The organism is Aeromonas sp. JL9 (genome assembly GCF_024436075.1).
Taxonomy (GTDB): Bacteria; Pseudomonadota; Gammaproteobacteria; order Enterobacterales; family Aeromonadaceae; genus Aeromonas; species Aeromonas veronii.
Genome location: NZ_JANFNV010000022.1, coordinates 1 through 14,602, shown reverse-complemented (window position 1 = coordinate 14,602; position 14,602 = coordinate 1). Strand labels below are relative to the sequence as shown.

The 14,602-nt window shown below is 61.8% G+C and carries 11 protein-coding genes; 9 read left to right on the top strand and 2 right to left on the bottom strand.

The window, feature by feature from the left end:
* From NOM06_RS15070 to NOM06_RS15035, 8 genes are all read left to right on the top strand, one after another.
* A complete protein-coding gene (locus NOM06_RS15070) occupies positions 1 to 921 on the top strand; it encodes an ABC transporter permease (RefSeq protein WP_005353820.1) in 921 nt (306 codons plus the stop codon).
* Positions 918 to 1,937, top strand: a complete 1,020-nt coding sequence (locus tag NOM06_RS15065; RefSeq protein WP_019446723.1) for an ABC transporter ATP-binding protein — start codon at positions 918 to 920, stop codon at positions 1,935 to 1,937. Before NOM06_RS15070 ends, NOM06_RS15065 begins: the two co-directional genes overlap by 4 nt.
* An 11-nt stretch (positions 1,938 to 1,948) precedes the next feature.
* A complete protein-coding gene (locus NOM06_RS15060; RefSeq protein ID WP_005353824.1) occupies positions 1,949 to 2,941 on the top strand; it encodes an ABC transporter ATP-binding protein in 993 nt (330 codons plus the stop codon).
* Between the two features lie 114 nt (positions 2,942 to 3,055).
* Complete coding sequence (locus NOM06_RS15055) at positions 3,056 to 4,777, top strand: glycoside hydrolase family 9 protein (RefSeq protein WP_255912164.1); 1,722 nt, start codon at positions 3,056 to 3,058, stop codon at positions 4,775 to 4,777.
* Entirely contained in the window at positions 4,770 to 5,642 is an 873-nt protein-coding gene (locus NOM06_RS15050) for a BadF/BadG/BcrA/BcrD ATPase family protein (RefSeq protein ID WP_255912163.1), read from the top strand. Before NOM06_RS15055 ends, NOM06_RS15050 begins: the two co-directional genes overlap by 8 nt.
* Entirely contained in the window at positions 5,627 to 7,492 is a 1,866-nt protein-coding gene (locus tag NOM06_RS15045; protein ID WP_255912161.1) for a beta-N-acetylhexosaminidase, read from the top strand. The genes NOM06_RS15050 and NOM06_RS15045 overlap by 16 nt, the downstream gene beginning before the upstream one ends.
* A gap of 212 nt (positions 7,493 to 7,704) precedes the next feature.
* Positions 7,705 to 9,258 (top strand): PAS domain-containing methyl-accepting chemotaxis protein, encoded by a 1,554-nt coding sequence (locus tag NOM06_RS15040; RefSeq protein ID WP_255912159.1) that lies wholly within the window; start codon positions 7,705 to 7,707, stop codon positions 9,256 to 9,258.
* A 66-nt stretch (positions 9,259 to 9,324) separates the two neighbouring features.
* Complete coding sequence (locus NOM06_RS15035) at positions 9,325 to 9,681, top strand: MGMT family protein (RefSeq protein ID WP_255912157.1); 357 nt, start codon at positions 9,325 to 9,327, stop codon at positions 9,679 to 9,681.
* A gap of 16 nt (positions 9,682 to 9,697) precedes the next feature.
* Here NOM06_RS15035 and NOM06_RS15030 read toward each other — a convergent pair whose 3' ends face one another.
* A complete protein-coding gene (locus NOM06_RS15030; protein WP_005334891.1) occupies positions 9,698 to 9,862 on the bottom strand; it encodes a hypothetical protein in 165 nt (54 codons plus the stop codon).
* A 108-nt stretch (positions 9,863 to 9,970) separates the two neighbouring features.
* Entirely contained in the window at positions 9,971 to 12,592 is a 2,622-nt protein-coding gene (gene topA, locus NOM06_RS15025; protein WP_255912155.1) for a type I DNA topoisomerase, read from the bottom strand.
* Between the two features lie 355 nt (positions 12,593 to 12,947).
* On the opposite strand from topA, the gene astB reads away from it, so the two are divergent.
* The gene (astB, locus tag NOM06_RS15020; protein ID WP_255912154.1) at positions 12,948 to 14,285 is read left to right on the top strand and encodes an N-succinylarginine dihydrolase; all 1,338 of its coding nucleotides are present in this window, start codon (positions 12,948 to 12,950) and stop codon (positions 14,283 to 14,285) included.
* The last annotated feature ends 317 nt before the right edge of the window (positions 14,286 to 14,602 follow it).

Below are 14,602 nucleotides of genomic sequence, written 5' to 3'. Positions count from 1 at the left end.
ATGCGTATGCCGACCATTCTCAAAATCCTGCTGGGCAACAAGAAGGCTGCCTGTGGCCTCGCCATCGTGGTTGCCTTCGTGCTGATGGCCCTCTTTGCCCCCATTCTGGCCAGCAACGAGCCGACCAAACGGGTGGCTCGCCCGCACCAGCCGCCCAGTGCCGAGTTCGTGATGGGTTCAACCCGCATGGGCCACGATATCTGGGCCCAGTTCACCAACGGTGCCCGTATCTCGCTGCTGGTAGGCTTCAGCGCAGGCCTGCTGGTCTGCACCCTTGCCGTCGCCATCGGCATCACCGCCGGTTACTTCGGCGGTCTGGTGGATGAGTGCCTCACCTTCCTGATGAACGTGGTGCTGGTGATCCCCAACCTCCCCTTGCTACTGGTGCTGGCGAGCTTTATCGGGGAGGCGTCACCGGCGGTGATTGCCGTGATAATAGGGTTGACCTCGTGGGCCTATGGCGCGCGGGTCATCCGGGCCCAGACCTTGGCGCTGCGCGAGAAGGAGTTCGTCATCGCCGCCGAAGTGCTGGGCGAGCCGGCCTGGCGCATCATTCTGGTGGAGATCCTGCCCAACCTCATCTCCATCATCGGGGTGAGCTTTATCGGCTCCATCATCTACGCCATCGTCACCGAAGCGACCCTGGAGTTCCTGGGTCTCGGCGACCCGACCGTGGTGAGCTGGGGCATCATGCTCTACAACGCCCAGACCTCCAGCGCCATTCTGGTCGGCGCCTGGTGGGAGATCCTGGCGCCCTGCTTTGCCATCGCCACCCTGGGTGCCGGTCTGGCCCTGCTCAACTTCGCCATCGACGAGATTGCCAACCCGCAGCTGCGTTCCCATAAAGGGCTGAGCCGCTGGAAGAAACTTGCAACACCGGTCGCAACACCACTCTCTGCCGCACAGGAGAAGACAGCATGAACAAGCATCCCCTGCTGTCAGTACGCAATCTTTGCGTCGACTACATCACCGAAAATGGCGACGTGCGCGCCGTCAACTCGGTGAGCTTCGATATCAGACAGGGCGAGATCTTCGGTCTCGCCGGTGAGTCGGGCTGCGGCAAATCCACCGTCGCCTTCTCGGTGGCCCGGCTGCACAAGCCGCCCGCCTATATCAGCGGTGGCGAGATCCTGTTCAAGGGGGAGAATATCCTCCACTACAACGACGAACGGTTGCGCTCCTACCGCTGGCAACAGGTGTCGGTGGTGTTCCAGTCCGCCATGAACGCCCTGAACCCAGTGCTGCGGATGGAGGAGCAGTTCTGCGACGTGCTGCTGGCCCACAACCCCGGCATGACCCGTTACGAGGCGATCAAGCGCGCCCAGGAGCTGCTCACCATCGTCGATATCCACCCGAGCCGGCTCAAGGATTACCCGCACCAGTTCTCCGGCGGCATGCGCCAGCGGCTGGTGATTGCCATCGCCATGGCGCTCAACCCTGAGCTGCTCATCATGGATGAGCCGACCACGGCGCTCGATGTGGTGGTACAGCGGGAGATCCTGCAGAAGGTCTATGCCCTGAAAGAGAAGTTCAACTTCTCCATTCTGTTCATCACCCACGACCTCTCCCTGATGGTGGAGTTCTGCGATCGCATCGGCATCATGTATGCCGGTGAGCTGGTGGAGGTGGCTCCTTCCAAGGCGATCCTGACCGCGCCGCTACACCCCTATACCAGAGGGCTCGGCAACTCCTTCCCGCCCCTGCACGGACCGAAGAAGGTGCTGGAAGGGATCCCGGGCACACCGCTCAACCTGCTGGAGGTGCCGGTCGGCTGCCGCTTTCAGGCCCGCTGCGGCAAGGTGCACGATCGCTGCCGTCAGGAGTACACCAAATTGGCCGAGATCCGCCCCGGGCAACAGACCGCCTGCCACCTCTATGAGGAGCAGGGACTGCAACAAGATTCCGTGATCTATCTGGACAAGGCCGCTGGCTGTTAAGGATGTCTGTCATGCAAATCGCCAAAACCGATGCACCCATCATCGAAGTCCAGCACCTCTACAAGGACTTCCCCATCAACTCCAATGCCATCAAGAGTGGCAAGATGCGGGCACTCTCCGACATCACCTTCAACCTGCACCGGGGCCGCGCCCTGGCGGTGGTCGGGGAGTCCGGCTCCGGCAAGAGCACCATCGCCAAGATCATCGCCAAGATGTACAAGCTCAGTGCCGGGCGCATCCTCTATCGCGGCCACGATCTGGAGGAGTTCAACAAGGGCACCGCCCTGCTCGACTATCGCCAGAGCGTGCAGATGGTGTGGCAAGACCCGTTCGGTTCGCTCAACCCGACCCACACCATCTATCACCACATCGCCCGCCCCCTGCTGCTGCACAGCAAGGTGATCGACAAGAAAGAGCTGCCCGACATGGTCTACGCCCTGCTGGAGAAGGTCGGCCTGACCCCTGCCAAAGCAACGGCGGCCAAGTATCCGCACCAGCTCTCCGGCGGCCAGCGCCAGCGAGTCAACATCGCCCGCAATCTGGCGGTGGAGGCGGAAGTGGTGCTGGCGGACGAGCCGACTTCCATGCTCGACGTCTCCATTCGCATCGGCATCCTCAACCTGATGGAGCAGATGAAGAACGAGCTCGGCGTCTCCATGCTCTACATCACCCACGACATCGCCACCGCCCGCTATGTGGCGGAAGATCTGGCGGTGATGTATGTAGGGCACATGGTGGAGTGGGGCGAGGTGGACGAGATCCTGCACCACCCGCAGCACCCCTACACCCAGCTGCTCATCTCGGCTGTGCCCGATCCGGAGAAAAGCATCCACGCCGAGCTGGAAGGAGGCCGCAAGGGGGAGATCCCGCTCTGGACGCCGGAATCCTGCGGTTGCCCCTTTGCCGGGCGTTGCAATCAGGCGATGCCCCGCTGCAAGGAGGCGCTGCCCCCCATCACCAAGCTTGCCGACAACCACTTCGTGCGCTGCTACCTCTACGAGTGAGGGTAAGCCTTGAACCGGCCGGACAACCCTGTCCGGCCATGCCTCGATATGGGGCGGCCACAGCCCCGTGATGTGCCTCACCGCCCGGCGGTGAACCACAGGAGTAATACCTTGATGGAACTCTTGATCAATCAGGTGGGCTACGAGTGCGACGGACACAAGGTCGCCCTGTTGCAAACCTCCCCCGCCCCTGATCTCGGCGGCTATGTCAGGCTGCAACGCCTTGATGATGGCCAGATCCTGTTTGAAACCCCGCTGCAACCGGCTGGCAGCGTCCCAGGCTGGCAAGGCCGCGCTTACTGGCGTGCCGACTTCTCCGCCTTCAAGGAGCCCGGCCACTATCGGCTGGAGGCGATCACTGCCCAAGGCATTGTCCGCTCGACCCGCTTTGCCATCGGCCAGGATCTGCTGGCCAGCCGCTGCCTCTCGGACGTTATTCACTACTTCAAGGGGCAGCGCGCCAGCGGCACCTTCGATCGGGCCGACCGCAGCGCCCGCCTGTTTGGCACCGACCAGCACAAAGATGTCCACGGCGGCTGGTTCGATGCCAGCGGCGACATGAGCAAGTACCTGAGCCACCTCTCCTACGCCAACTACCTCAACCCCCAGCAGACCCCCATGGTGGTGTGGGCTCTGCTCAAGTGCAGGGAACTGCTGGCCCCGCGCCGCGATATCGACGGGGTGAACCTCTGCAAGCGGCTCAATGACGAGGCGCTGCACGGCGCCGATTTCCTCTGCCGGATGCAGGATGAGTCGGGCTTCTTCTACATGACCCTGTTCGACAAGTGGAGCAAGGACCCGGAGCAGCGCGAGCTATGCGCCTATGCCACCCAGCAGGGGCTCAAGTCCGCCAACTGGCAGGCGGGTTTTCGCCAAGGGGGCGGCATGGCCATCGCCGCGCTGGCCCGCGCCGCCCGCGAGAGCGTCAGTGGCGACTTCGATGCCAGCCGCTACGCCGAGGCCGCCAAACGCGGCTACCTGCATCTGCGTGAACACAACCTTGCCTACCTCGATGACGGGGTCGAGAACATCATCGACGATTACTGCGCCCTGCTCGCGGCGGTGGAGCTGACCCGCACCTTCGGCGCCGAGTGGCTGAATGAGGCGAGAGCCCGCGCCAGCAAGCTCTGTGCCCGCCAGCGCCCTCATCCTGAGCTGGGTCACTACTGGTCGGCCAACGAGGATGGCTCGCGCCCCTACTACCACGCCGCAGAAGCTGGTCTGCCGGTGCTGGCGCTGCTGGAATATCTGGGCATAGAGCCGGATCAGGAATACAAGGCTAGGGTACAAACCGTGGTGGAGCAGGCGCTGGCCGCCGAGCTGGCGCTCTGCGCCCGCGCGGGCAACCCCTTCGCCCTCGCCCGCCAATATGTCAAAGGGGTGGATGAAGCACCGCGCGTCAGCTTCTTTATGCCCCACAACAACGAATCCGGTTACTGGTGGCAGGGGGAGAATGCCCGCCTCGCATCGTTGGCGGCCATGGCCTTTGCTGGCGCCCGCCACTTCCCCCGCCAGAGCCAGCCGCTCATCACTTACGGTCAGCGCCAACTCGACTGGATCCTCGGGCAAAACCCCTTCAACGCCTGCATGCTGGCGGGCCACGGCATCAACAACCCCGCCTATACCGCCGGGTATCCCAATGCGCTCGGGGGGATCTGCAACGGCATCACCGCCGGATTCGATGACGAAAATGAGGTGGCCTTTATTCCGGAGGAGTACAAGGATCGGCTGGATCAGAACTGGCGCTGGGGCGAGCAGTGGATCCCTCACGCCGCCTGGTTCGCCCTGGCCATCAGCTGGCAGAGTGCGCAGGGAAATGGAGGTCGCCATGATTGAGTTCTGGGTCGGCGTCGATGGCGGGGGCACCCACACCCGCGCCCGCATTCGGGATCGGGCGGGCAAACTGCTCGGAGAGGGGCGCGCGGCCGGCTCCAATCTGGAGCTGGGCATCCCCCATGCCCACGCCAATGTGCTGGCCGCCATCGCCAGCGCCCGCCTTGCCGCCGGGCTCGGCATCGAGAGCGAACAGCAGATGGGGGTCGGGCTGGCGCTCGCCTCCGCCGAGCTGGCCGACTGCTATCACGCCCTGCTCGAGATGCCCTTCCCCTTCGCCAGCGTCAGGCTCACCTCCGATGCCTTCGGTGCCTGCCTCGGCGCCTTTGGCGGCCGTGAGGGAGCCATTCTGATCGCCGGTACCGGCTCGGTGGGGCTGGTCTATCAAGAGGGGCAGATCCGCACCTGCTCCGGCCGCGGCTTCCCCATTTCAGACATAGGCAGCGGCGCCTGGCTGGGGCTGCGCGCCATCCAGCAATCCCTGCTCTGCCACGATGGCATTCTGCCCCCCAGCACCCTCGCCATCCGCCTGATGGATCGCTTCAAGCGGGATCAGGCCGAGGTGGTTCGCTGGGCCGCCCGCGCCATTCCGGCGGACTATGGCCACTTTGCCCCCTGGGTATTCGATGCCGCCAGCGATGGCGACGAGCTCGCCAATCAGCTGCTGGACGAAACCTGCGAACAGCTGCGGATCATGCTGGAGGGAATGACCCAGCTGGGTGCCAGACAGATCGCCCTGCTGGGGGGGATTGGTACCCGCCTCGCTCCCCGTCTCGGCCAGCTCAACCTGATCCCCCCCCAGGCAGATGCGCTCGATGGCGCCATCCTGTTTGCCCAATCAGAGGATTTTCCATGTCTACACCCCTGATCCACACCCAGGTCGCCCGACGTGACGGCGAGGATGTCTGGTTCACCTTCACCCTATCCCGCATGCCGGATACCCGGTGGAAGCTGCACTTCTGTCTGGCTCGCCATATCGACCCCGACTCCTTGCAAGGGGGCGAGCTGGAGCGCCAGAGCGGCAGCTACAAGGTGATTGTCCCGAACGCTGACAGCTGCGAGCTGCGCTTTTGCTGCCGCCAGACGCCCATCAAGAAGCTCTCCGACATGCCGCAGGGCTTTTTCCTCAGCTTGCCGGAGGCGACCACGGGTGCCCAACTGCTGCCGGTGACGCTGGCAGCTCAGGATCTCGGACTGGAGAACCCGCCGGTAACCCGCCCCGACCTGCCGGATGTCGAGTCCCTGCCCGGCATTGTGCCGCAACCGGCCCATCTGGTGCTGCTGGAGGGGAACTTCCGGCTGGCCGAGCGGGCTCATGTCAGCGCCCCCCGCGATGTGCCGAAATTGCTGGCCCACTTCAACGAGCTCACATCGCTGGCACTGGAGCAGGATCACGACGCTGAAATCCGGCTGACCGAGGCCAAGCTGGCCCCTGAAGCCTACCAACTCACCATCACGCCGCAGGAGGTGGTAATTGCCGCCGCCGACGAAACGGGCTGGCGCCATGGGCTGGTGACGCTAGCCCAGTGGTATCTGCAACATGGGGAGAGCCTGCCCTGCATCACGCTGGAGGATGCCCCGCGCTTTGGCTTTCGCGGCATTTTTCTCGACTGCGCCCGCCACTTCCACACTCCGGCCACCATCAAGCGCCTGCTCAAGCTGATGAGCCTCTACAAGTTCAACCGCTTCCACTGGCATCTGACCGATGACGAGGGGTGGCGACTCGAGATAAAGACCTTCCCGGAGCTGACCGACGTGGGTGCCTGGCGCGGCCACGCTCTGGCGATCGGCCCCCAGCTCAGCGGCGGCGCCGAGCCCTATGGCGGCTACTACACCCAGAGCGAGGTGAAGGAGCTGGTGAACTATGCCAGTGAGCTCGGCATCACCGTCATTCCCGAGATCGACATCCCGGGCCACTGCCACGCCGCCATCAAGGCGCTGCCCGAGTTGCTGATCGAAACGGCGGATCACTCCCGCTACCGCTCGGTTCAGCATTTTGATGACAACGTGCTCAACCCCGCCCTGCCCGGCACCTACCGCTTCCTGGAGGCCGTGCTGGACGAGGTGTGCGAGCTCTTCCCCGGCCCGCAGATCCACATGGGGGGTGACGAGGTGCCGACCGGGGTCTGGACCGACAGCCCCGCCTGCCAACTGCTGATGACCGAACAGGGCTACGCCGACTGCAGAGAGCTGCAGGGCCATCTGCTGCGCCACTGCCAACGCTATCTGGCCGCCAGAGGCAAACAGATGATCGGCTGGGAGGAGATCCTGCATGGCGACAAGGTGAGCCGCAAAGCGGCCATCTGTGCCTGGACCAGCTTTCAGGCGGGGTTGGATGCTGCCGCGGCCGGTTATCCGGTGGTGATGGCGCCCGCCCAGTTCCTCTATCTCGATCTCGCCTGGAGCGCCGATATTCATGAACCCGGCCTCTACTGGGCGGGTACCCTCAATCTGGAGCAGATCTACTCGTGTGACCCTGCCCCAGCCGATTTCCATGCCAACGATAACATCCTCGGGGTGCTGAGCCCCTTGTGGTCAGAATTGATCACCAGCCGTGATCGTCTCGACTACATGTTGTTCCCGCGTATGCTGGCCACGGCCGAGGTGGCCTGGAGCGATCCCGCCCACAAGGGCTGGGAGCACTTCGCCGCCCGCCTGCCGGGCCAGCTGCAGATCCTCGATCAGTTGCAGGTGCGCTACCGGATGCCACAGAGGTAATGTTGTCTCTACTTTGGCGGCCAATCGGCCGCCTTTTTTACGATTAGCCAACAAAACATCAACTTCCCCCTACCATTCATCCGCCATTATTGGCAAAATCCAGCCCCCAATGAAGCTGGTCTGCCTCCTGCTGGCGCGAGCCTGCGGCCACCTCCAGATCTGCCACAATAACAACGACAACATTATCAACAAGAACATCGGAGCGTATTCCTATGGCCCGCAGAGATGTCCATACCCTGGATAGCGAAGTGGAGTTTCCTGCCGACGTACAACTGGTATCCACTACTGACCTGCGCGGGGTGATCACCTACGCCAACCCGGCCTTCTGCGACATCGCAGGCTACTCGGTCGATGAACTGGTGGGACACAACCACAATCTGGTACGTCACCCCGACATGCCCAAGGCCGCCTTCGCCGATCTCTGGGCCCGCCTCAAGGAGGGCAAACCCTGGCGCGGTATGGTAAAAAACCGCTGCAAGGATGGCCGTTATTACTGGGTAGATGCCTATGTGACCCCCATCTATGAAGGCAACAGGATCAGCGGCTACCAGTCGGTACGCTGCAAGCCCGAGCCCCAATTCAAGCGCATCGCCGCTCAGACCTACCAAGCCCTGCTCAAGGCCGAGCGCGGCAACAGCAGCAACCTTCCCTCTCTTGCCAGAGTACGCACCCCGGCCATTACCCTGCTGCTGCTCGGCATGATGGGCTGGGCCTTCGCCAGCCAAGGGGCCATGACCGTCCTGCTGATGCTGCTGCCCCTGTTGCTTCTTGGCGGAGCCTACTGGCGCGAGCTCTTTGCCCTGCCCCACTATCTGCAGCAACTGGGCCGTGAATACGACAGTCTGACCCGACTGGTCTACTCCGGTGATAACCCCGGCGCCATTGCCGATTTTCATATCAAGATGCTGCAGGCCCGCATCCGAACCGTGTTGGGGCGGATCAACGATGCCACGGCACCTCTGCAAACCCTGGCCATCAATTTGAAGCAGGCCTCTCATCAGGCCTGTCTCGATATTAACGAGCAAGATGCCCAGACCCAGCAGATGGCTACGGCTATGACTCAGATGGCCAACACAGCTCACGAGATCGCCCGCAACATTCAGGACTCCAACGGTCAGGTCAACGAAGCTCGCAATCGTTGTGAACAAACCAACCAGCAGTTGAACCAGACCGAGCAACAGATCGAACAGCTCGCCAAACAGGCTGAGCTGGCGTTCAACTCGGCGGTAGAACTCGCCAGCGAATCCGAACGGATTGGCAGTGTCATGGGCGAGATCCAGGGCATCGCCGAGCAGACGAACCTGCTGGCCCTCAACGCGGCCATCGAAGCCGCTCGCGCCGGGGAGCAGGGCCGTGGTTTTGCAGTGGTCGCCGACGAGGTGCGTACCCTGTCGACCCGCACCCACAAGGCGACCGAGCAGATCCAGGGCAGCATCAAGCAGATCCAGCACACGCTGGGACGCTGGAAGGGGATGATGCAGGAGAACCTGCAACAGACCCGCGCATGTGCCGAGATGACCCGCCAGGGCGCCAGCAGCCTCCATACCGTGCTGGCAGAGATAGAGCTGGTCACCGAACACTCCACCCAGATCGCCACCGCTGCAGAGCAGCAACAAGCGGTCGTGGAGGAGATCAGCCGCAGCATCCACCAGATCTCCGAGTACTCCCACGCCAACAGTCAGAAGATGCTGGATGTCGATCACTCCAGCCAGGCCCTGCTGGAACGGGCCAAGCAACTGAAGGGGCTTAGCCAGACCTTCGGCTGAATCATTGCCAGCCTCATGACAGAAGCGCCACAATGGCGCTTCTGTTGTTTTTGACGAATCGGGTCTATGAGCATTGAATCAAGTCCATCCCCATTGAACAAAGCTGCCCGTATCGAAGCGATCATCGCCCTGATCCCGGCAGGCCGGGTGGTCAGTTACGGTCAGGTGGCCGATCTGGCCGGGCTGCCCGGACGGGCAAGACTGGTGGGCAAGGTGCTGCGGGAAACCGACAAGGTACTGCCGTGGCATCGGGTACTGGGCGCGGCGGGCAGCATCTCGTTACCGAAAGGGTCGCCAGGCTTTGCCGAACAGACGGGACGCCTGCAGCAAGAAGGAGTCGTGGTGATCGGTGGGCGGGTCAGAATGAAGGAGTGGCAATGGCAGCCCGATCTGGCCGAGCTGCTTTTTCTACTGCCGTTTTGAGGGGGTCACAGCCGGATCACTCCAGCGGCGCCAGGATCTCGTCGCTGCGCACCTGCACCGGTATGGTCTCATCCGCTCGCTGCAGCAGCACCAGCAGGCTCTGCCGGTCAACCTCCAGCACATAGGCCGCACCTTCACGGGTCATGCAGCTCATGCCTGGCCGGATCTCGTTAATCTCCATCTCAACCTCCTTGTCTACTTCGCGATTGACGACAGCTGCACTCCTTGCAGCTGTCTCAGTATACCGCTATCCATAAGCAAAGAGGCCCCTTGTCGGGGCCTCTTTTCATCAGGCTTTTTTAGCCTTTGGCAAACTCTCTTGCCAGGTACCGTTGTCGTAGTGAGCAGTCCAACCGGTCGCCTTGCCGTTAACCTCGCTCATCACGTACTGCTCCTTGGTCTTGCGACTGAAGCGCACGATGGCGGGGTTGCCGTCCGGATCAGTGAGCGGGGCACCAGCCAGATACTTGTGCTTGGCCGAGATGCGCTCCTTGAAGCGCTTGAGCTCTTCCACCAGCGGCGCGCGGGTCTCGCGAGATTTGGGGAAGTTGCTGGCCGCCAGGAACAGACCGGCAGCCCCGTCACGCAGCACGAAGTGGGCATCGGACTGGGTGCACTTGAGCTCCGGCAGCGGCACCGGATCCTCCTTCGGCGGCGCGATGTCGCCGTTTTTCAGGATCTTGCGGGTGTTCTTGCAGGTCTCGTTGGTGCAGCCCATGTACTTGCCGAAACGGCCGTTCTTGAGCTGCATCTCGGCTCCGCAACGGTCGCACTCGATGCTCGGCCCTTCGTAGCCCTTGAGCTTGAACTGGCCCTTCTCGATCTCGTAGCCATCGCAGTCCGGGTTGCGACCACAGACGTGCAGCTTGCGGCTGTCATCGATGATGTAGGCATCCATCGCTGTACCACAGACACCGCAGCGGTGCTTGGCGCGCAGCGCTTCGGTTTCCGCCTCTTCGCCGTCAGTGGCGGAGACAAACTCGTCGGCAGAGACCAGGTTTATGGTCTTCTTGCAGCGCTCTTTGGGCGGCAAGGCATAGCCGGAGCAGCCGAGGAACACGCCGGTGGTGGCGGTACGAATCCCCATCTTGCGGCCGCAATCCGGGCAGTCGATATCGGTCATCACCATCTGGTTGGCACGCATGCCGCCCTCTTCGGGCGCCTTGTCGGCCTTCTCCAGCTCCTGGGTAAACTCGGCGTAGAAGGCGTCCAGCACCTTCTTCCACTCCAGGCTCCCTTCGGCGATGCCATCGAGCTTGTCTTCCATCTTGGCGGTGAACTCGTAGTTCATCAGCTCGACGAAGTTCTCCACCAGACGATCGGTGACGATCTCGCCCATCTTCTCGGCGAAGAAACGGCGGCTTTCGACCCGCACATAACCACGATCGACGATGGTGGAGATGATGGAGGCGTAGGTTGACGGACGGCCGATGCCGCGTTTTTCCAGCTCGCGCACCAGCGCAGCTTCAGTGAAACGGGCAGGCGGTTTGGTGAAGTGCTGGCGCGGATCCAGCTTGATCAGCTTCAGCACCTCGCCCACGGTCACCGCCGGCAGCTGACTATCTTCGCCCTTGCGACCCATCGGCGGCAGGGCCTTGGTCCAACCGGCGAAGCGCAGGGTACGACCACGGGCCTTGAGCTCGAACTCGCCCGCCTTGACGGTCAGGGTGGAGGAGTCGTACTGAGCCGGGGTCATCTGGCAGGCCACGAACTGACGCCAGATGAGGTCGTACAGACGCATGGCATCCGGCTCCATCCCTTCCAGCATCTCGGCAGTCACCTGTACGTTGGAGGGACGGATCGCCTCGTGCGCTTCCTGAGCATTGGCCTTGGCGCCATACAGATTCGGCTCGGCTGGCAGATAGGCCGCGCCATACTGCTCGCCGATATATTCACGCACCGCCTCAACCGCCTCTTTGCTGAGGTTGGTGGAGTCGGTACGCATATAGGTGATGTAACCCGCTTCATAGAGACGCTGGGCCATCATCATGGTTTTCTTGACCCCGAAGCTCAGACGGGTAGAGGCCGCCTGCTGCAGGGTGGAGGTGATAAACGGCGCGGACGGTTTGGAGCCGGTCGGCTTGTCTTCCCGGTTCACCACCTTGTAGTCGACCCCTTCCAGGGCTGCGACAGCGGCAAAGGTCTCGGCCTGGGTCACCGGCTTGAAGTCGGCCCCGTTGCGGCTGACCACTTCCATCCGCAGATCACTCTTGTCGGCGGTCAGCAGGTCGGCATTGAGATCCCAGAACTCGACCGGAACGAACGCCTTGATTTCGCGCTCTTTATCGACGATGAGACGCACCGCAACGGACTGCACCCGACCGGCGGAGAGACCGCGGGCCAGCTTTTTCCACAGCAGCGGGGAGACCATGTAACCCACCACGCGGTCGAGGAAACGACGAGCCTGCTGGGCATTAACGCGGTCAATATTGAGTTCGGACGGCTGGGCGAACGCCTCCTTGATGGCGCTCTTGGTGATCTCGTTGAACACCACGCGCTTGTAGCGGCTGTCGTCGCCACCGATGATCTCGCGCAGGTGCCAGGCGATCGCCTCTCCTTCTCTATCCAAGTCGGTTGCGAGATAGATGGTGTCGGCTTTCTCGGCCAGACTTTGCAACTCGCTGACCACCTTCTCCTTGCCGGGCAAAATCTGGTAGTTAGCCTGCCAGCCAGCGGTCGGATTGATACCCATCCGGGCAAACAGGGCCTTGCGATCCTTGGCAGCCTTCTCGGTTTCGCTCAACTTGATGCCGCGAATGACAGGTTTCTTGGGCTCGGTGCTGGCGCTGCCGCTGGTGGGCAGATCGCGAACATGACCCACGCTGGATTTCACCACGTAGTCCTTGCCCAGATATTTGTTGATCGTCTTGGCCTTGGCCGGAGACTCCACTATGACCAGTGATTTGCCCATGCTGTAACTATTATCCTCATTGCACCCGACGGGGTTGGTGTGCGGTTTTGTGGGGCTGTATAAGAGATTTGGCGCGAAAAAGCAATCTTGTGAGCAAATTTGCCTGACCAGCCCGAACCACACGGCTTCTTTTATTGCTTCTTTATTTATTAATGCGAAGGCAACAGGCCGGACGCAACCGCTTTTTCAATTTTCTGCCATACCGCCCATCTTTTTATATCTGAAACGACATAAAAACGTCTGCTGGTTACCGGCTTGTTACAAAAACATAAAATCTCTTTATAATGGCCCAACCCCGACGCATTGCGCGCGGAAGGAACCGCTACCCATCATAAAAATCGAAAGGATGTACTCAATGAAGCACTTCGAGGTCAATTTCGACGGTCTGGTCGGCCCGACTCATAACTATGCTGGCCTCTCCTACGGCAACGTTGCCTCCCAGAGCAATGCCCAGGAGGCTTCCAATCCGAAAGAGGCCGCCAAACAGGGGCTGCGCAAGATGAAGGCGCTGACCGAGCTTGGCATGACCCAGGGGGTGCTGGCGCCACAAGAGCGTCCCGATCTCGCCACCCTGCGCCGCCTAGGCTTCACCGGCAACGATGCCCGGGTGCTGGAGCAGGCCGCCAAGCAGGCTCCTGCCGTACTGGCTGCCTGCTATTCGGCCTCCAGCATGTGGACCGCCAACGCCGCCACCGTCTCTCCCAGTGCCGATACCCAGGATGGCCGCATTCACTTCACCCCCGCCAACCTGACCAACAAGTTTCACCGCTCCCTGGAGCCTGACGTCACTGGTCGCATCCTACGCGCCGTGTTCAACAACGATCGCCACTTCAGCCACCACCTCCATCTGCCGGAAAATGACCACTTCGGCGACGAGGGGGCTGCCAACCACACCCGCCTCTGTCGCGCCTATGGCGAGGCGGGGGTCGAGCTGTTCGTCTATGGCCGCAGTGCCTTTGACTACTCCCGCCCGGCGCCGAAGCGCTATCCGGCCCGCCAGACTCTGGAGGCAAGCCAAGCCATCGCCCGCCTGCATGGCCTTGGCGAGGAGAGCGTGGTGTTTATTCAGCAAAACCCGGAGGTGATCGATCAGGGGGTATTCCACAACGACGTGATCGCGGTGGGCAACCAGAACGTGCTCTTCTTCCACCAACAAGCGTTCCTCAACACCGAAGCGGTGCTGACCGAAATCCGCGGCAAGTTTGGCGAGGGGGATTTGCACTTTATCGAAGTGCCGACTGCCGAGGTATCCGTGCTGGATGCGGTGAAATCCTACCTGTTCAACACCCAGATCCTCACCCTGCCGAGCGGCGAGATGGCCATTATCGCCCCCACCGAGTGCCGCGATAATCCGGCGGTGTCGGCCTATCTTGGCAAGCTGCTGACGCAGGAGACCCCGATCAAGGCGGTCCACTATATGGATGTGAAACAGAGCATGCGCAATGGTGGCGGCCCGGCCTGCCTGCGACTGCGGGTTGCCATGAACGATCAGGAACTCGCTGCGGTCAATCCGGCCTGCCTCATCAATGACAGCCAGTTTGCCCGCCTCGATGGCTGGGTCGATCGCCACTACCGTGACCGGCTGACCCTCGATGACCTGCGGGATCCGGCACTGGTGCAGGAGTCCCGCAGCGCACTGGACGAGCTGACCCAGATCCTGAAACTGGGTTCGGTCTACCCGTTCCAGCGCTAGATGTGATGCCCGGCAAGACCGCCGACACAGGCGGTCTTCTGCTATCTGCCTGTCTTCAGCGCGATCGCCAACTTGCACGGATGCTGTTTTGTGCAGAAAAGCAGCGCACAACTTGCTGATAAGCTTGAATTTTGAGCTGGATGTATCAAAAAATCGACGAACAGTCATTTTTTACTGCCAGATGCCTCATCAAGGGGTTCACAAAGCCTCTGGATCTGATAGTATGCGCCTCGCACTTGGGGAGGGGTTCCCGAGCGGCCAAAGGGATCAGACTGTAAATCTGACGGCTCTGCCTTCGAAGGTTCGAATCCTTCTCC